At 63.7% G+C, this 17675-nt stretch carries 18 protein-coding genes; 7 read left to right on the top strand and 11 right to left on the bottom strand.

Annotation, left to right across the window (positions count from 1 at the left end):
- Positions 1–27: 27 nt before the first annotated feature.
- The 4 genes from ACVC5H_RS06125 to ACVC5H_RS06110 form a co-directional block, all read right to left on the bottom strand.
- Positions 28–1188, bottom strand: a complete 1161-nt coding sequence (locus tag ACVC5H_RS06125; RefSeq protein WP_489621479.1) for a porin — start codon at positions 1186–1188, stop codon at positions 28–30.
- A gap of 310 nt (positions 1189–1498) precedes the next feature.
- Entirely contained in the window at positions 1499–2371 is an 873-nt protein-coding gene (locus tag ACVC5H_RS06120) for a sugar phosphate isomerase/epimerase family protein (RefSeq protein ID WP_489621478.1), read from the bottom strand.
- Positions 2368–3213, bottom strand: coding sequence for a shikimate dehydrogenase family protein (locus tag ACVC5H_RS06115; RefSeq protein ID WP_489621477.1), 846 nt, complete (start codon positions 3211–3213; stop codon positions 2368–2370). The genes ACVC5H_RS06120 and ACVC5H_RS06115 overlap by 4 nt, the downstream gene beginning before the upstream one ends.
- A gap of 4 nt (positions 3214–3217) precedes the next feature.
- The gene (locus tag ACVC5H_RS06110) at positions 3218–4099 is read right to left on the bottom strand and encodes a 4-hydroxyphenylpyruvate dioxygenase (RefSeq protein ID WP_489621476.1); all 882 of its coding nucleotides are present in this window, start codon (positions 4097–4099) and stop codon (positions 3218–3220) included.
- 129 nt (positions 4100–4228) lie between these two features.
- On the opposite strand from ACVC5H_RS06110, the gene ACVC5H_RS06105 reads away from it, so the two are divergent.
- Both ACVC5H_RS06105 and ACVC5H_RS06100 read left to right on the top strand, forming a co-directional pair.
- Positions 4229–5011 carry an IclR family transcriptional regulator domain-containing protein gene (locus ACVC5H_RS06105; protein ID WP_489621475.1) on the top strand — a complete coding sequence of 261 codons (783 nt, stop codon included), beginning with the start codon at positions 4229–4231 and terminating at the stop codon, positions 5009–5011.
- Between the two features lie 16 nt (positions 5012–5027).
- Positions 5028–5840: an IclR family transcriptional regulator domain-containing protein gene (locus ACVC5H_RS06100; RefSeq protein WP_489621474.1), complete on the top strand. Its 813-nt coding sequence runs from the start codon at positions 5028–5030 to the stop codon at positions 5838–5840.
- Between the two features lie 21 nt (positions 5841–5861).
- Here ACVC5H_RS06100 and nfsB read toward each other — a convergent pair whose 3' ends face one another.
- Entirely contained in the window at positions 5862–6515 is a 654-nt protein-coding gene (gene nfsB, locus ACVC5H_RS06095; protein ID WP_489621473.1) for an oxygen-insensitive NAD(P)H nitroreductase, read from the bottom strand.
- 195 nt (positions 6516–6710) lie between these two features.
- Between nfsB and ACVC5H_RS06090 the strand changes: the two genes are divergently transcribed.
- Positions 6711–7616, top strand: a complete 906-nt coding sequence (locus tag ACVC5H_RS06090; RefSeq protein ID WP_489621472.1) for a LysR family transcriptional regulator — start codon at positions 6711–6713, stop codon at positions 7614–7616.
- Between the two features lie 9 nt (positions 7617–7625).
- Here ACVC5H_RS06090 and ACVC5H_RS06085 read toward each other — a convergent pair whose 3' ends face one another.
- The 6 genes from ACVC5H_RS06085 to ACVC5H_RS06060 all read right to left on the bottom strand — a co-directional run bounded on the left by ACVC5H_RS06085 (position 7626) and on the right by ACVC5H_RS06060 (position 13970).
- Positions 7626–8576 (bottom strand): DMT family transporter, encoded by a 951-nt coding sequence (locus ACVC5H_RS06085; RefSeq protein WP_489621471.1) that lies wholly within the window; start codon positions 8574–8576, stop codon positions 7626–7628.
- A 414-nt stretch (positions 8577–8990) separates the two neighbouring features.
- Positions 8991–10415, bottom strand: a complete 1425-nt coding sequence (gene hydA / locus ACVC5H_RS06080; protein WP_489621470.1) for a dihydropyrimidinase — start codon at positions 10413–10415, stop codon at positions 8991–8993.
- 102 nt (positions 10416–10517) lie between these two features.
- Positions 10518–11246: a maleate cis-trans isomerase family protein gene (locus tag ACVC5H_RS06075; RefSeq protein WP_489621469.1), complete on the bottom strand. Its 729-nt coding sequence runs from the start codon at positions 11244–11246 to the stop codon at positions 10518–10520.
- A gap of 12 nt (positions 11247–11258) precedes the next feature.
- The gene (locus ACVC5H_RS06070) at positions 11259–12050 is read right to left on the bottom strand and encodes an ABC transporter ATP-binding protein (protein WP_489621468.1); all 792 of its coding nucleotides are present in this window, start codon (positions 12048–12050) and stop codon (positions 11259–11261) included.
- A 31-nt stretch (positions 12051–12081) separates the two neighbouring features.
- A complete protein-coding gene (locus tag ACVC5H_RS06065; protein WP_489621467.1) occupies positions 12082–12897 on the bottom strand; it encodes an ABC transporter permease in 816 nt (271 codons plus the stop codon).
- 32 nt (positions 12898–12929) lie between these two features.
- Entirely contained in the window at positions 12930–13970 is a 1041-nt protein-coding gene (locus tag ACVC5H_RS06060; RefSeq protein ID WP_489621466.1) for an ABC transporter substrate-binding protein, read from the bottom strand.
- Positions 13971–14342: 372 nt separating this feature from the next.
- On the opposite strand from ACVC5H_RS06060, the gene ACVC5H_RS06055 reads away from it, so the two are divergent.
- The 4 genes from ACVC5H_RS06055 to ACVC5H_RS06040 all read left to right on the top strand — a co-directional run bounded on the left by ACVC5H_RS06055 (position 14343) and on the right by ACVC5H_RS06040 (position 17615).
- Positions 14343–15107, top strand: coding sequence for a GntR family transcriptional regulator (locus ACVC5H_RS06055; RefSeq protein WP_489621465.1), 765 nt, complete (start codon positions 14343–14345; stop codon positions 15105–15107).
- A gap of 82 nt (positions 15108–15189) precedes the next feature.
- Positions 15190–15984, top strand: a complete 795-nt coding sequence (locus tag ACVC5H_RS06050; protein WP_489621464.1) for an enoyl-CoA hydratase — start codon at positions 15190–15192, stop codon at positions 15982–15984.
- Between the two features lie 306 nt (positions 15985–16290).
- Positions 16291–17160 carry a TorF family putative porin gene (locus ACVC5H_RS06045; protein WP_489621463.1) on the top strand — a complete coding sequence of 290 codons (870 nt, stop codon included), beginning with the start codon at positions 16291–16293 and terminating at the stop codon, positions 17158–17160.
- A gap of 47 nt (positions 17161–17207) precedes the next feature.
- Positions 17208–17615, top strand: coding sequence for a hypothetical protein (locus tag ACVC5H_RS06040; protein ID WP_489621462.1), 408 nt, complete (start codon positions 17208–17210; stop codon positions 17613–17615).
- Positions 17616–17675 lie beyond the last annotated feature (60 nt).

Below are 17675 nucleotides of genomic sequence, written 5' to 3'. Positions count from 1 at the left end.
CCTGCCGGTATAAGGAAATGGCGTAGTTCAGAAGCGATGCAGAATACCCATCTGCAAGCCGATCAGGCTCTTGCCATTGACGTCGGCGCCGGCCAGGTTGCTGCCCGGCCCGGCCGAACCGCTGAAGCGCCAGCCGGCATTGGCCTGGTTCTTCATGTAGTTGGCGAATCCATAGAGCGTCGTACGCTTGGAGAGGTCATAGTAGGCGCCCACGTTGCCGCCCTGTGCACCACCATCCTTGTGGGAGGTGTCGACCATCACGCCATACAGTGCGCCGATGCGCAGCCGCGGGGTCAGGCGATAATCCGCCGAGACCTGGTAGACGTTGTAGAAACGCTGGATATTGGGATCGTTACCGGCAAAGAAATTGTTGGGATTGCTGACATTGTTGAGGATGGTCGCGGCATTGTTGCCATTGGCGTTGGCGGTGCTGTTGTTGCTCCGTACGTAGGCCAGGTAGATCTTGCCCGGACCATAGTCGTAGTCGGCATACAGGTTATGGTATTGCACCGTATTGTCGTACAGGCCGCCGGCATTGGGTTTTGCCATCAATCCGGCATAACCGGCACGATACGGGCCGTTAGTGTAATCCAAGCCGAACTGGTAGACACCACGGCGCCCCAATCCTTCGCCGGCCGTCTCGGGCATCGCATAGTGGATATCGAACTGGAAACCGGCCCAGCGCGGCGACTTCCACGACAGGTCATTGTCGAAACGCGAGGGCACACCGAAGGTATTGATGATGGAACCGTAGGTGGTGCGCTCGGTGTAATCGATGGCGCCGCCGATGAAGAAGGGCACGCTGTTCTGGCGGCCGACGCGGAATTCACCGGCCTCAGGCGTCCTGATGCCGACCCAGGACTGGCGGTCGAACAGGCGGGTGCTGTCGGCCAGGCCACCGGTGTCGCCGGCAAAACCGTTTTCCAGCGTGAAGGTGGCCGCGTAGCCGCCGCCCAGGTCTTCCACGCCTTTCAAGCCGATGCGGCTGCGCAGGATGGCGCCATCGTTGAGCGCCCACAGGCTCTTGCCGGTACTGCTGCGCATGTAGCCCAGGTATTGGTCGACGGTGCCATACAAGGTGACGTTGCTGGTGCTCTGCGCCAGCGCCGTACCGGAGGCCGCCAGCAGCAGGCCCAAGGCGACGGGCTTGCGCAGCTTGCGTGGTGCATATCGGGATCGTTGTCTCATGTCTCTGATCTCTGTTGTTTGTGGTTGTGGTGGTGGAGTGGAACCGGACTCCCGGCGCACGCAACGCGTCCCCTGCCGGCGCGCAGCGCGGCATGATCGGGTCGGGAGAAAAAAGGGAGGCCCGGCGAACCCTGGCGTGTTCAGGGAAAGGGCCGGCGATTCAGGATGAAGGGCGCTGCGGGGTCATGGGGTCTCCTCTCTTGTGGTGATGCGGCCTGCTCCGGGGAGGATCAGGGAAGCATCGTCAAACCCGCTCGCTATGGTTTTGTTGTGGCGAGCCGGCGCTGTTGCCGTACTACGTGAAACAGGTTCAGGCGGCGACCGCTTCGCGCACCCGCAGGCCGCGCCGCAATACCTGGTCGGTCACCCACTTGGCGGACCGGCGCGCGCGTTCAGCCACCACGGCCGGCGCCATCTGCAGGTAATCGTCATTGAACACTTCAAAGCTGTAGTCGCCGCGATAGCCGCCGCGATGCAGGCGCCGCACCATGTCCGACAGCTCCAGCGAATGCTCGCCCTCGCCGGGGAAGACGCGCAGATGGCGCGCCGTTTCCAGCCGCTCTTCGGGGGTACGGATCTCGCGCCACATGAAGTCCGACAGCTGCACCATCACGATACGCTTGCCGGGAATGGCATCGAGGTCTTCCAGCGCGCCACGGTTGGCGAGGATGTGGAAGGAATCGATCACCACGCCCAGGTTGGCATGGTCGGCCATCTCCACCACTTCCCAGGCTTGCATGTACTGGTTGATGTGGCGTCCCCAGGACAAAGCCTCGAAGCCCACCCGGATGCCCAGCGGCACCGCCAGGTTGGCCAGCTTGGCCAGGTCGCGTGCGATGTGGCGGGTGTCGCCGCTGGCATGTTGCGAGGTCGAGGAACACACCATCAGCAGCGGCGCACCGACGGCCTTGCAGATCTGCAGCAGGTTGCGGGCCACGTCCACCTTGTAGTCGTGCAGGCTGCCCTGCAGGCCTTCGTAATCGCGCATGACCTGGATGCCGGTGACGCGCACGCCGCTTTCACGCACCAGCTTCACGGCCGCATCCAGCCCGCCGGGATAGCCCACCAGGTCCTTGGACCACAGCATGAGCTGCGAGAAGCCGGCCGCCTTCGACGCCTGCAACTTGGATTCCAGACCACCCGGCAGGGTGATGGTATCCATACCGAAATTGTCGAGGTTCACAATGCCCCCAGTGTACGGAAGTCGTCGGCAGCCACGCCGGGCCAGCCGAACAGCTCGAGATACAGCGGCGCCTGCTCGATCAGCATTTCCTTGCCCTTCTGGATGCGGCAGCCCTTGGCCTGTGCCTGCACCAGCAGCTGGCTCATCTCGATCTTCATGCCGCAGTCGGCGACGATGGCCGATGCGCTCACACCTTCCAGTGCGAAAGGCATCGGGTCGCCCACGTGCATGCCCAGCGGCGTGCAGTTCACCAGCAGGTCGAAGCCGCTCGCATCGGGCTGGGCAAAGCGCACGCGGGTGGCCGGGAAGGCCGCTTCCACGCGCGCCAGCAAGGCCTCGGCCCCGGCGCGGTTGGTATCGAAGACGCTGATCTCGGCCACGCCCTGTGCCGCCAGCGAAGCGACGATGGCACAGCCCACGCCACCGGTGCCGACCACCAGCGCGCGGGTCTTGTTCCATACCAGCGGACGGTCGGCGGCGGTGCGCGCCAGCGCGCGGATGAAACCCTCGCCATCGATCAGGTCGCCCCAGATGACGCCCTGGGCATCGCGGTAGACCGCATTGCAGGCGCCCGCCACGCGGGCGCGCAGGGTGGCTTGCTCGACCGCATCGAGGGTCATGGGCTTGTGCGGGATGGAGACGAAGATGCCGCCGACGTTCTCGGTCTTCATGAACATGCGCACGGCCTCGCAATAGCGCTCCGGTTCGATCTTGAAGGGGATGACGCGCGCATCCAGATCGTGCCGTTTGAAGTAGGCATTGAAGAGGGTCGGTGCCTTCACCTGTTCCACCGGCCAGCCGATGACGGGGAAGATGCGGGTAGTGCCTGTGATTTCCTTCATGATCTCAATTCTTTGCTTTCTGGCTGCGCACCAGTTCGAAACTGACGCCGCCCTTGTAGAGCTGGGTGAGCGCACCGCGCTCGCTGATCTGGGTAGGCGCGCGGTCGACGAAGATCACGCCGCGCTCCTGCAATTGCCGCACCGCCTGCAACACGTCGGGCGTGCCCAGGCCGAGACGCAGCCACTCTTCTTCCCACTGGATGTCTTCGGTGCCTTCGGGCGGTTCCACCAGCTGGATGTAGAACTGGCGGCAGGGGCTGACCAGCAAGGAGCCCTTGGGCAGGATGCCGAAGAACTCCCCTTCCGGCAGCACCGAGAACCCCATCAGGCTGGAATAGAAGTCGATCCATTCGCGCGTGCGGTCCGGCTGCACCGCCTGCACCAGGCCGAAGAAATGCAGGCCCGACAGCGCCGTGGTCTGGCGCCGCTCCTGGCTGGACGGCTTGAAGTCGACGTCGTAGATCGAGAAATCCTTGTAGCGGTCGACGAAGTAGATGATGGAGTCGCCGCAGCCATGCACGCCCGGGATGTTCAGTTCCATCGCCCCGGCCCGCGTGGGAATGGGCCAGGCGCCCAGCTCGGTGACGCGGCGATAGGCCTCGTTGGCATCGCGCACCCGCAGCGCGATGGCGCTCAGGTTGGTGGCCTGCACCTCATGGTCGAAACCGGACCAGGCCGAGACGTCGGCATTGACGATCACGTTCATCTCGCCTTGCGTGTAGAGCACCACCTCGCGCGAACGATGGCGGCCGACCTGCTCGAAACCCATGCGCTCCAGCACGGCGCCCAGCGCCAGCGGTTCCGTGGTGGCGTATTCGATGAACTCGATGCCATCGATGCCCAGCGGATTGGTGGGGACAGGATTGTTTTCTATGGTGTTCATCATGATCCCGATGATTTGTCTCGGAGCCGAGTATAGCCAAGCCCCACCCCCACCAAAAGGCCGATATGAAGCAAAACGTGCGATAATCGCGCAACTTGTTCGCCAATCACTCATTTTTGGCATTTATTTACGATGATCGACCAACATTCGGTAGAACTGGACATCCAGAAGCGCGACCTGATCGAAGGCCTGATGAAGGGTTTTGACGTCATCACTGCCTTCAACAGCGACACGCCCCAGCTGACCGCCAGCGAAGTGGCCGAGCGCGTGGGCCTGACCCGCAGCGCCGCACGCCGCTATCTGTTGACGCTGGTGCATACCGGCATGGCGGCCTCCGATGGCAAGAAATTCTGGCTCATGCCGCGCCTGTTGAACCTGGGCCAGTCCTATCTGGAATCGGCCCGCGTACCGCGCGCGGTGGTGCCCTTCCTGCAGCGGCTCACGCAGCAGTTGCAGGAGTCCACCAATTTTTCCCTGCTCGATGGCGACGAGATCGTCTACGTCACCCGCGTCACCGCAGCGCAGCTGGTCAATGCCGGCTTCGAGCCGGGCACCCGCCTGCCGGCCTATACCACCACGGCCGGACGGGTGCTGCTGGCCATGCGGGAGGATGCCGAGATTGCCGCTTACCTGGAGCGTGTGACCCTGATCCCGCACACCCACATGGCCATGACCGACAAGGCCGCGCTGTTCCAGGAGATCGTCACCATGCGCAAGCAGGGTTACGGCATCACCGAGAACCAGTTCGAGATGGGCATGCGCGGCATCGCCATTGCGGTGAAGGACCGCAATGGCCGCGTCATCGGTGCCCTGAGCGTGACCTCCAACATCGCCGCCTGCTCGCGCGAGGAAGCCATTGCGCGCGGCGTGCCGGCCCTGCAGACCACGGCCAATACGCTGATGATGTGGGTATGAGGACGAGGGATCAGCGATGAGCGAACTGGAAAAGATCGACTTGCCGGAAGACGGCAGCGAGGCCGGCGAAGGCGGCCTGGCCCGGCGCGACTGGATTGCCGGCCTGGAGAAGGGATTGATGATCCTGGAAGCCTTCGACTACGACAACCAGCGCATGACCTCGGCCCAGGTGGCCGCCCGCACCGGCCTTTCGCGCACGGCTGCGCGGCGCTATCTGCTGACGCTGGAACACCTGGGCTACCTGCACAGTGAAGGCAAGACCTTCGCGCTCACGCCCCGGGTGCTGAAGGTGGGCTGGTCCTATTTCGACTCGGCCCCGCTGCCGCGCATCCTGCAGCCGCATCTGCAGCAGATCACCGGGCAGACCGGCGAGGCCGTCTATGCGAGCGTGCTCGATGGCTGGGAACTGGTCTTCATCGCCCGCAACGGCACCACCCGCGTGATGACTACCGGCTTCGTGCTGGGCGCACGGGTGCCGGCGCAGCTGGCTTCACCGGGCATCGTGATGCTGGGCGCGCTGCCCGAACAGCAGGTGCGCGACTGGCTGGCCACCTGTGCCATGACGCCCTTCACGCCGCATACCATCACCGATCCGGATCGTCTCTACGACCTGATCGCGCAGGCGCGCCAGCAGGGATATGCGCTGGTGGAGCAGCAATTGCAGACCGGTGTGCGCGGCATTGCGGTGCCGCTCAAGAACCGCCATGCTAAGGTGATCGGCGCGCTCAGCCTCAGCTTCCCGATGGCGGTCGAATCGCAGGAGCAGACATTGGCCCGCGTGCTGCCGGCCTTGCAGCAGGCGGCCAACGCGCTGATCCATCAGGTGTGAGGGACCCGCGCGTGATGCCGGTTACAGGTCGGTGAAGACGGTCTCGGCGGCCAGGCGCGACTTCGGCAGTTTGGCGTTGAAATCATCGGCACCGCTGTAGCCCAGGCCGACCAGTACCACGCTGGTGAAACCCTTCTCGCGCAAGCCCAGTTCCTCATCCAGCACCTTGGCATTGAAGCCTTCCATCGGCACCGCATCCACTTCCAGTTCGGCCGCACCGAGCAGCAGCGTGCCCAGGGCCAGGTAGACCTGCTTCTCCATCCAGTGCTGGGCATCCTTGAGTTCATAGCGATGCAGATTGCTGTAGAGCAGGCGTGAACCGCGCTGACCCGCCTTGGCATCGGCATTGACGAAGCGGCCATCAGCTTCTTCCTTGGCCAGCAGGGCCTCCAGGTGCGGCTCGCTGATGCCGGTGCGGGCGCACAGCACGATCACGTGCGAGGCGTTGATGATCTTGGGCAGGTTGTAGGGATAACCGGCTTCGGCGGCTTTGCCGATGCGGGCCTTGGCGGCATCGCTGGAGGCCACCACGAAATGCCAGGGCTGCGAGTTCACCGAGGACGGTGCCAGGCGCAGCAGCTCGCGCAGCTCGGCGATGACGGGTTCGGGAATCTTGCGGGCGGGATCGAAGGCCTTGGTGGAGTGGCGCTTGCGGGCAGCGTGGAGCAGGCTCATGGTATTTCCTTCCGTTTAATGGTCTGTCATTCAGTATTAAAGCGCGCTTAATGCTCATGAATCCGAGAATGCGGCTTGCATGACATCATCGGGCAGGATGCGGTTTCAAAAAAGCGCAGCGGGGCAGAAACATTTTCAAAAAATAATTGAAAGTAGAATGAAGGTTTCGATCCAACTTCTTCATTGCCTCTGCTCATGATCCGCCTGGAAGACCTCGCCATCTTCGTCTGCGCCGCCGACAACGGCAGCCTCTCCGCCGCTGCCCGCCAGCACGACGTCACCCCGGCTGTCGCCAGCGCCGCCATGAAGCGGCTCGAAGGCGAACTCGGCGCGCGCCTCCTGGCCCGCTCCACGCGCAGCCTGCGCCTGACGCCCGATGGCGAGCGCTATCTGCAATACGCCCGCAATGCCCTGGCCGAAGTCAATGCCGGGCGCGATGCCGTGGCCCATGGACGGCGCATGGTCGGCGGCAATCTCTCGCTGTCGGTGCCCTCGGATTTCGGACGCAACCTGATGTGCCAGTGGCTCGATGAATTCCAGGCCCAGCATCCGGCGGTGAGCCTGCAGGTGCGTATCAGCGACCGCGTGGCCGACATGTTCCGCCAGCCGGTGGAGGTGGCCATCCGCTACAGTGCGCCCGAGGATTCCAGCCTGGTGGCCCTGCCGCTGGCGCCGGAGAACCGCCGCGTGCTGTGCGCCTCGCCCGACTACCTGGCGCGCCATGGCCGTCCGCGCACGCCGGCCGACCTGCGCCAGCACAATTGCCTGCGCTATCTGCTCTCGGACATGCTGCATTCGCAGTGGACCTTCTTCAAGGACGGCACCCCGGTCCAGGTGCAGGTAAGCGGCGACCGCGTGTGCGACGATGGCGAACTGGTACACCGCTGGGCCGTGGACGGCCGGGGCATCGCCTACAAGTCGCGGCTGGACGTGCTGGCCGACCTGCGCAACGGCAGGCTGGAAGCGCTGATGGAAGACTATGCGGGCGAGGCCTCGCCACTGAACCTGGTCTGCACGCATCGCATGAGCCTCTCGCCCACGGTGCGTGCGCTGCGTGAACTGCTGGGTGAACGGATCGCGCGTTATCTCACCGATCGCTGAACCTGGCGCTTAACCGGCCACGCGGCGCAGGCCCAGCGACGGCAATGCCGGCAGGACCAGGCCCAGGCACAGCAAACCCATGCCCAGCAGCAGATCACCGGAGAGCTTCTCGCCGAAGATCAGCGACGACAGCGCCAGGCCCACCACCGGCACGCCCAGCATGCACACCGATACCGTCACCGGCGAAAGGCGCTGGGTCATCTGCAGCACGATCAGGAAAGTCAGGGCCGTGGCCAGCGGACCGGTATAGGCGATCACGCCCCAGGAATGCGGATTGGCCAGGAAGCCCGGTGCGCCATCGACCACCAGCGCCAGCAAGGACAGCGGCACGGCAGCCACCAGGGTCTGCCAGGGCAGCAGGTCGAAGTCCAGCTTCACGCCCGGCGTCATCTTGATCTGCAGGATGTTGGTGGCCCAGGACAGCGAAGCCGCGCCCAGCATCAGGTAGCCGATCATGCTGTGCATGTCCGCATGCAGCAGCGCCGGCAACACGATCACGGCCATGCCCGCATAGCTGCAGACGGTGGCCAGCGATTGCTGGGTGCTCAGCTTGTGCTTCAGCACCAGCGCGGCACCCGGCACCACCCAGATCGAAGTGGCATAGGCGATCAGCGAGGCGCGGCCCGGCATGACGAAGTGCAAGGCGCCCGTGACCAGGGCCGTGAACAGGCCCATCTGCAGCACGCCCACGCCGGCCACCACCGGCCACTCCTGGCGGGTCGGCAGACGCAGCTTTCCCAGTGCGGCGGCGATGACGAAGCTCAAAATGGCCGCCGACAGGAAGCGGCTGGCCGCGAACCACAGCGGCGGGATGAACTGGCTGCCGAACTTCATCACCGGCCAGTTGCCACCCCAGATGCAGATCGCCAGCACCACGCAGACCAGGAAGAAGCGGCTCATCGGCTGCGGCCGGACAGAGGCAGGGCGGGTAGTGGCGGGTGCGGCAATGGCGGTGGACATCTGGGCTCCAGGAGGAAAAGACGGAGCGCTGCAGGCCGGATAACCGAGCCGTCCGGTGCATGCTGCAGCGCATCCAAACGGCTCTCATGGTAGAGAAGAGGCGGCAAATAGTGCTGCCGTATTTGAGGGGAAGAAAGCTCGCTGGCAGCACTTCCTGCCGTCAAATCTGCGATTGACGGATTATTCATCTGCAAATACCCGTTTGGTGCAGCATGCACCACTCCGGACGTGGGACTGGTGCATGCCGCAGCAAGGCCCCCGGTTTCAGTCCCTATGAACGAAAGGGCGGGACAGCCGCCGCAAAACCTGACCGGACGGCTACCCCACCCTTCTCTTGCCCATCCGGGGTGAACGTCCTGACCAAATTCAGAGCTTTTTCCCCACGGCGGCATCCCTTTCGTTCATCTTTCTCGGTCACGCAGTGAATTGCACCTTGGGCCGGGCCGGATCAGGCAAGCCACACGGCAGGAACTGCCCGCGCCCCGGCGTGCCCAGCACTTCGCCATCGCGCCAGACGATCTCGCCGCGCGAAAGGGTCAGCACCGGCCATCCCGTCAGCTGCATGCCCTCGTAAGGGGTGTAATCGACGTCGTGATGCAGCATCTCGTTGCGCACGGTGAGCTCGCGGTGCGGATCCCAGATGGCGATGTCGGCATCGCTGCCGATGGCGATGGTGCCCTTGCGCGGATAGAGGCCATACATCTTGGCCGGGTCGGTTGCGGTCAGTGCCACGAAGCGGTTGAGATCGATGCGGCCCTTGCCCACGCCTTCGGAGAACAGGATGGGCATGCGCGTCTCCAGCCCCGGCGTGCCATTGGGGATGTAGCGGAACGGCACTTCCTGGCCGCCCGGTTTCTTGCCCTGCGCATCCTCGTAGCGGAACGGCGCATGGTCCGAGGAAAACACCGTGAACAGGCCGCTGGCCAGGCCATCCCAGACATATTGCTGGTTGGCCTTGTCGCGCGGCGGCGGGCTGCAGACGCACTTGGCGCCGTGGTAGCCGTCATCGAGGTGATCGGCCGTCAGCACCAGGTATTGCGGGCAGGTCTCGGCATGGATGCGCAGGCCGTGGCCATGCGCCCAGCGGATCTGCTCGATGGCTTCGCGGCCGGAGACGTGCACGATCAGGATGGGCACGTCCACCAGCTCCGACAAGGCAATGGCGCGATGGGTGGCTTCCCGCTCCACCATCATCGGGCGCGAGTGGGCATGGTACTTGGGGGCGGTCAGGCCGGCCTCTTCCAGCTGCTCGGTGAGCCAGCCGATGCAATCGGCATTCTCCGCATGCACCATGACCAGCGCCCCTTCCCTGCGCGCCAGCGCCAGCAGGTCGAGGATCTGGCGGTCATTGAGCTTGAGATCGTCATAGGTCATGTAGATCTTGAAGGAGGTATAGCCCTCGCGCACCAGTTGCGGCAGCTCGTGCTTCAGGACCTCTTCGCTGGGATCGCTGACGATCATGTGGAAGGCATAGTCGATCACCGCCTTGCCCTCGGCGCGGCGATGGTAATCCTCCACCGCTGCGCGCAGCGAGCCACCCTTGGCCTGGGCCGCAAAGGGGATCACCGTGGTCGTGCCACCGCAGGCGGCAGAGATGGTGCCGCTGCGAAAATCGTCGGCCATGCGCAGTCCCTCTTCCATCGGCTGGTCCAGGTGGCAATGCGCATCCACGCCGCCGGGCAGGACCAGCTTGCCGCTGGCATCGATCTCCTCGCGCCCGGGAGGCAGGCCGCGCCCCAGCATGGCGACCTTGCCGTCCTTGACGCCCACGTCGCATTGCATGATGTCGGCGGCGGTCGCTACGGTGCCGTTGCGAATCACCAGGTCAAAGCTGTCCATCTGTTTTCCTTTCGATCAAGCCTGCCTTGCACGCAAGGCAGTGCGCGCCGGCGGCAGCGGCCGCGGCGTCAGGGTGAGAGTCGGTGACTGCAGGGAGGACTGCTAGCGCACGTCGCGGAACAGGCTGCCCCAGCCACGGATGCGCGAAGGATCGGCACCGGCCTGCTGCAGGGATTTCCAGACCACGGTGGAGATGGTGTCGTAGATCGGGATGCCAATCTCGCGCTCCAGTTCTTCCACCAGCGGCGCACCGCGCAGGTTGGTGCAGAAGATGGTGATGGCCTGCGGCTTGTCTTTGGCCACCTCGCGCACCATGGCGCGCAGTTCCTCCGCACCGACCTCCGAGAAGGAGAAATTGTCCTGCTTGCGCAGGTGGCGCTCGGACACGCACTCCAGGCCCGAGGCTGCATAGTTGTCGATGATGGCAGCCTGCACCTCGTCGAGATACGGCGTGACCAGGCCGAAGCGCTTCACGCCCGTGATGTCGAAGATCTCGTTCAGGGCCAGCACCGAGGTGCAGGCGGGAATGCCGGTGGCTTCGGTGATGCGACGGCACAGGCGTTCATCGGCATCGAAACCCAGCCAGCCCGAGGAGGTGCCATTCCAGGCGATGCTGCCGACCTTGGCATGCGAGAGCAGTTCGGCTGCGCGCAGGATTTCGCTGTCGTCGAATTGCGCCAGGGCCTGGTTGGACAGCGCGATCTCGGTCACGCGGAAGCGGCCGAAGTGGGCGCTGGCTTCAGGGATGTCGGCCAGCATGGCGGTGGTGACCGGTTCCAGCGTGGTGTTGGAGGACGGCGTGAGCATGCCGAGCAGGGTGCGGGGGATCATGAGGTTTTCCTTTCAGGCGGCCAGGAGGGCAGCGTCGGCATGGGCCAGTGCCGATTCCTCGCGGATCAGGCTCAGCACGTGGCGCTTGTACTGGTTGAATTCGGGCGTGGTGGTATCGCGCGGACGCGGCAGATCGATGTCGATCAGCTCGCGCATGCGCCCCGGGCGATGCGTCATCACCGCCACCTTGGTGGCCAGGACCAGCGCTTCATCCACGCTATGGGTGACGAAGACGATGGTGCCTTCGTAGCGCTGCCACAGGGCGACCAGTTCTTCCTGCATCTCCATCTTGGTCTGCGCATCGAGCGCAGCGAAGGGCTCGTCCATCAGGATCACCGAGGGATTCTGCAACAGCGCGCGAGCAATGCCGACCCGCTGCGCCATGCCACCCGAGAGTTCGCTGGGATAGTGGTTCTCGAAGCCCTTGAGCTTGACCGTCTCGATGAAGGGCTGCGCGGCCGCGCGCCGCTGCGCTGCGCTCTTGCCCTGCAGCTTGAGCGAGAAGGCCACGTTGTCCCAGACCGGCAGCCAGGGCATCAGGTTGGCCTGCTGGAACACCATGCCGCGATCCGCGCCCGGCCCGGTGATGGCCTGGCCGGCCACCTTCACTTCGCCGCTGGTAGGAAATTCAAAACCGGCGATCATGTTGAGCAACGTGGACTTGCCGCAGCCCGACGGGCCGAGCAGGCAGAGGAATTCCTTCTTCTCCAGCTGCAGGCTCACGTGGTCGATGGCCTGCATGTCGGTGCCGCGCTTGCGGTCCTTGAAGACCTTGACGATATCGTTCAATTCGATGAATGCCATGATGCGATGTCCTTGATCGTTGAGTGCGTGCTCAGCCCTTGCCCTGCACGGTGGCCACGTGCTGCCAGCGCAGCATGGAATGCATGATCTGCTTGAGGATCCAGTCCGCCAGGAAGCCAAGCAGGCCGATGCTGATCATGGCCGCGATCACCAGGTCATAGCGCAGGAAGTAATACGAATCCCACAGCGCATAGCCAAGCCCGCTCTTGACGGCCACCATCTCGGCGGTGACCGTGAGCATCCAGGCGCTGCCGATGCCGATGCGCAAGCCCGCAAAGATGCTGGGCATGGCGGCCGGCAGGATCACGAAGCGCAGCAACTGGCTCTGCTTTGCACCGGCCATGGCGGCCGCGCGCAGCAGGTTGCGGTCGGCGGTTTTGACGCCGTGGACGGTATTCATCAGGATAGGGAAGAACGCCCCCAGGAACACCAGGAAGATGGCCGGCTTGTTGGCGATGCCGAACCAGATGATGGCCAGCGGAATCCACGACACCGGCGGGATCGGCCGCAGCATCTGCACCGTCGGTTCGATGGTGCGCTCGACCCAGCGCCACCAGCCAATGGCCACGCCCAGTGCGATGCCGGAGATGGCCGCAATCAGATAGCCGGCGGTCACGCGCAGGCAGCTGGCCATGGCGTCGTAGATCCATTTGCCGCTGCTGTCCTGGGCGGCTTCGTTGATGCCGAAGATCCAGTCCATCCAGGTGGCGAACACCCGCGAGGGCGCCGGCAGCAGCGAGGCCGGAATCACGCCCGAGCGGGAGAAGGCCTCCCAGAACAGCACCAGCAACAGCGGCACCGCAAAGCGCCACTTGGCTTCCGACAGGGATTGCTTCCATCCGCTCATGATGATTCCTTTGGGGCTAGTGTCGTCTTGAATCAATAACCGAGTTCGGTCTTGGGCTTGCCGGTCACGCTCATCAGGAAGCTGTAGTCCATGTTCTTCTCGGCCAGGGCGGAGACATCGCTGGAGACGTATTTCAGGTCCTTCATCATCCCGGCGATGGCCTTGGTCTGGGTGCGGTACATGCGGTAGTCGGGATAGGCATTGTTGAGCGCTTCGGTCGCAATCCTGGCATCCAGGCCGGTGCCCTTGACGATGCTGTTGATCCAGCCCTGCTTGTCCTTCTGCAAGCCATCCACCAGCTTGACCACGGCGGCGACGGTTTCCTTGACCTCGGCCGGATGCTCCTTGATGACGTCCGAACGGGTCACGATCAGGTTGGTCAGGCGGCCGGCCGCCTGGTCATACGGATAGGCAAAATGCTTGCCCACCCCGGTCATGCGGATCTGCGAGGCGAAGGGTTCCACCGAGCAGATCAGTTCCACCTCGCCGCGCGAGAGCGCTGCAGCGTGGTCAGACGGATTGGGGATGTTGACGAACTGCACGTCCTTGGAGGGATCGATGCCATGGCCGGCCAGTTCGCCCCGCATGTGCAGGTCCTGCGCATTGCCGCGCGAGGCTGCGATACGGAAGGGCTTGCCTTCGGCCTTGTATTGCGCGATCAGCTTCTTGAGGCCCGCCCAGTCATCCGAGGCCAGCTTGCTGTCCTTGCCCACCAGCATCTCCGAGCCGCCATTGACCTGGCCCGACACCGCCACCAGGTCGAAGCCCTTGTCCAGGCCGCTGACGTAGGCCAGGTAGGTGACCTGGGCGATGTCCACGCTCTTGGACACCAGCGCGGTCAGCGCATCGCTGCCGGCGGTGAAGTTGATGCCTTCAATCTCCACGTTCTGGGCCAGTGCCGGCACCATGGCCATGGACATGCAGTGCGCACACTTGGCATAGGCCAGCTTGATCTTGGGCTTGGCCTGGGCCATGGCCGAACCGGCACCCAATGCACTGCAGGCCAACAGGCTGGCCAGGGCGACAGCCTTGAAGAACAGGCCGGAGGGGGACTTGCGGACTTGCTGTTGCATGGTTTGCTCCCAGGTGGACAATCGAAGAGAAGAAATTTTGTGACAATCTATTTTTCTATTGCCACCATTTATGCAAAGCGTGTGCCAGCCTCAGAATGGCATGTCCCGGCCGACAAGAATGTGCTTGAAATCCCTTTTCTACAAGGCTGCCTGATCATTCCGCCATTTCGATTTCTGCCTGGAAAGAAGCGCGAACGCACCAAAAGAAGTCCAGTTGCATCGCGCTGGACCGGGAAAATGCCCCGCCAGAGTGCAACATTTATGTAGCACTTTTGTTCGTTTATTTTTATTATTTTGTGACAATCAATTCCCACAATTTTCCGCTATGATGGCGAGCAAATCACTGCAATCACACCATCAAGCCGAGACACCATGAGCCCGACCCCCGCCAGCAGCCCGCGCAAGAAACACGGCAAGCACGAGCATCCGGACAACAGCCCCCTTCCCGGCCAGGCCTTCAGCGTGCGCCCGCTGGCGGGGGATGCCATCTATGAACGCATCGTCGGCGCCATCATGGAACACCGTCTTACGCCTGGCACCAAGCTGGTGGAAGAAAAGCTGGCCGGCATCTTCGGCGTGAACCGCACCCGTGTGCGCGAGGTGCTGGCGCGCCTGGCGCATGAGGGCCTGATCACGACCATTCCCAACCGTGGCGCCTTCGTCGCCAGCCCGACGCCGGAAGAAGCGCGCAACATCTTCGCCGCCCGCCGCCTGCTGGAACCGGCGCTGCTGCGGCATCTGTGCGAGCACACCCGCCCCGAGCACATCGCCCTGCTGCGCGCTCACGTGGCCGAAGAAGCGCGGGCGCGCGTCAACAACGACCGGCGCGCCATCATCCGACTCTCGGGCGAATTCCACATCCGCATTGCCGACATGGTGGACAACCCGGTGATGAGCAAGATGATGCGCGAGCTGGCCTCGCTGACCTGTCTCATCATCGTGCTGTACGACTCCCCGACGGTACCGGCCTGCACCCATGACGACCACGGCGACATCATCGACGCCATCTCTGCCGGCCGCACCGAAAAGGCGGTGGCCACCATGCTGGAACACCTGCACCACATCGAAAGCGTGCTCGACATGTCCGTGCCCCAGGGCGAGGACGAAGACCTGGAGGCGCTGCTGGGCATGGTGTAGTGCTGCATCGGAGCAGCGCTTGAGGTAGTCTTCCGGAAGGCCCGGCGATGACATGACACGGGCGCCCCATTCGGAGACCACCATGCAAGAGGCAAGCCAGGACCTGCTGCTGCGGCACGACCAGCACGGCATCACCACCCTCACCCTGAACCGGCCGGCGCAGTTCAATGCGCTCTCCGAAGCCATGCTGGCCGCCTTGCAGGCGCAGCTCGATGACCTGGTGCACGACGCCGGGGTGCGCTGCGTGATCCTCGCCGCCAATGGCCGCGCCTTCTGCGCCGGCCACGATCTGCGCGAAATGCGCGCCACGCCCGAGCAGGCTTACTACCAGCAATTGTTTGAGCGCTGCAGCCACCTGATGCAATCGCTGCGCGCCTTGCCGGTCCCGGTCATCGCCAAGGTGCAGGGACTGGCCACGGCGGCCGGCTGCCAGCTGGTGGCCAGTTGCGATCTGGCAGTGGCCAGCGAGCAGGCGCGCTTTGCGGTCTCGGGCATCAATGTCGGATTGTTCTGTTCCACCCCGGCGGTGGCGCTCACGCGCAACCTGCCGATCAAGCGCGCGTTCGAGATGCTGGTCACGGGCAGGTTCATCGATGCCGCCACGGCGGCCGACTGGGGGCTCATCAACCAGGCCGTACCCGAGAGCGAACTCGATGCCGCCACCGAGGCGCTGGCGCGCGAGATCTGCAGCAAGCCCGCCCTCTCGATTTCGCGCGGCAAGGCCATGGTGTACCACCAGCAGAGCATGGCCCTGCCGGACGCCTATGCCCATGCGGCCGAGGTGATGGCCCGCAACATCATGGATGCCGAGGCGATGGAGGGGATACAGGCGTTTCTGGAGAAGCGTGCGCCCAACTGGGCTGGGCGGGGGGATTGATCAGGTTTTCATCAGGTACCAGAAGACGGGCTGCATCGTCCGGGACCATATGCAGGGAAAATTCGGCCACGCCAAACAATAAAGAAAAGTTAGGAATTCCTTCTGGCCGGAAAGATGCTATTTCTAGCGTCCAGGCCAGTCTTGTGGTCTGCTCAAAAATCTCAATCTTCAGCACCCGGCGCGGCTTCCCACCCTGTTGGAAAGCATCTTCTTTACAGCTTATTTACGCCCCCAACCCAAAGTTTTATCCGGATTAAACGCAGCAAAAACTAAGCTTGATGCTCTTCAACCCATGGAGCATCCAGCATGAACCGCCGTACCCAACAACAAGTCGAAGACACCACTCAGGAATCTCTGGCACCGCTGGGCCAGCGCCGCCTGCGCAATGCGCAGCTGGCCGGACTGGCGAGCCTGGCCGCGGCCGCTGCCCTGCTGGCCATCGCCGTGATCGCCCCGGCCCAGGCGCAGGAAGCCGGCGCAGCGCCGGCTGCCAGCGATGCCGACGCCTCGCCGCTGCACCTGGCGGGCAATATCGGCATCGTCAGCCAGTACGTCTTCCGTGGTACCACGCAGACCAATCAAAAGCCGGCTCTGCAAGGCGGCTTCGATCTGACCCATGACAATGGCCTCTATGCCGGGATCTGGATGTCCAACATCAGCTGGATCTCCGATACCAATTCCGCAGCCTCGGCCAGCCTGGAGGCCGACCTCTACGGCGGCTGGAAACCGGCCCTGACCGACTGGCTCACCGGTGACATCGGTGTGCTGCACTACGCCTATCCGGGCAGCTATCCGGCCGGCATGACCAAGGCCGATACCACCGAGGTCTACCTGGGCGTGGATGCCAAATGGATCGCCTTCAAGTATTCGGTCAGCACCGGCAACACCTTCGGCAATGCCGATACCAGCGGCAGCACCTACGCTGATCTCTCGGTGACGCATGAGCTCTTCGGTGGCCTCACCGGAATGGCCCACATCGGGCGCCAGCACTACACCGGCCCCAACGCCGCCAGCCTCTCCTATACCGACTGGAAACTGGGCGTCACGCGCGATTTCTCCGGCTACGTGCTGGGCCTGGCCTACACCGGCAGCAATGCCCCGGATGCCGGCTACACCCTGCGTGGCAAGAACATCGGCAGCAGCCAGTGGGTGGCCTCGCTCAACAAGAGCTTCTGAGGCTGCTCCATCGTGTAAATCGAGAATGAACAAGGAGGTGCATCATCATGCGTAGCCGTCTGCACTGGAAACGTGGCGAAGATCGCCTCCACCCGCTCTCGCCACGCCATCTGTTCCTGCGTACCGCGCAGCGCCGCCGCTATCGCTATGTGCTGGTGGCACTGCTGATCCTGCTGATCTGCACTGGCCTCGCCCAACTGGCCTGGGCGGTGTCGCCTTACCACGCACCGGAAGACTACGGCCCCTCGCCACAAGCCTTGCAGCATCGCGAGGAATGTCGGCACCAGGTGGCCGCCGTCCTGGCGGGCAAGATCGAAAGCGAGGAGTTCGTCGCGCGCACAAGCAGCGAATATTTCCGCTACGTGGTGCGGCAGGATCTGCGGGAAATTCTCTTCATCTGCGATGCCCGCACGGGCCAGATCCGCCGCCAGATCGATCTCTGGGGGGATCTTTAGGTTCATATCGCGCTAGGGCCGCCGCCCTCCGTACACATTCATCGCACCAGGACCGGTTCC

The organism is Herbaspirillum sp. Her3 (genome assembly GCF_057961275.1).
This window is presented reverse-complemented; position numbering and strand designations above follow the sequence as displayed.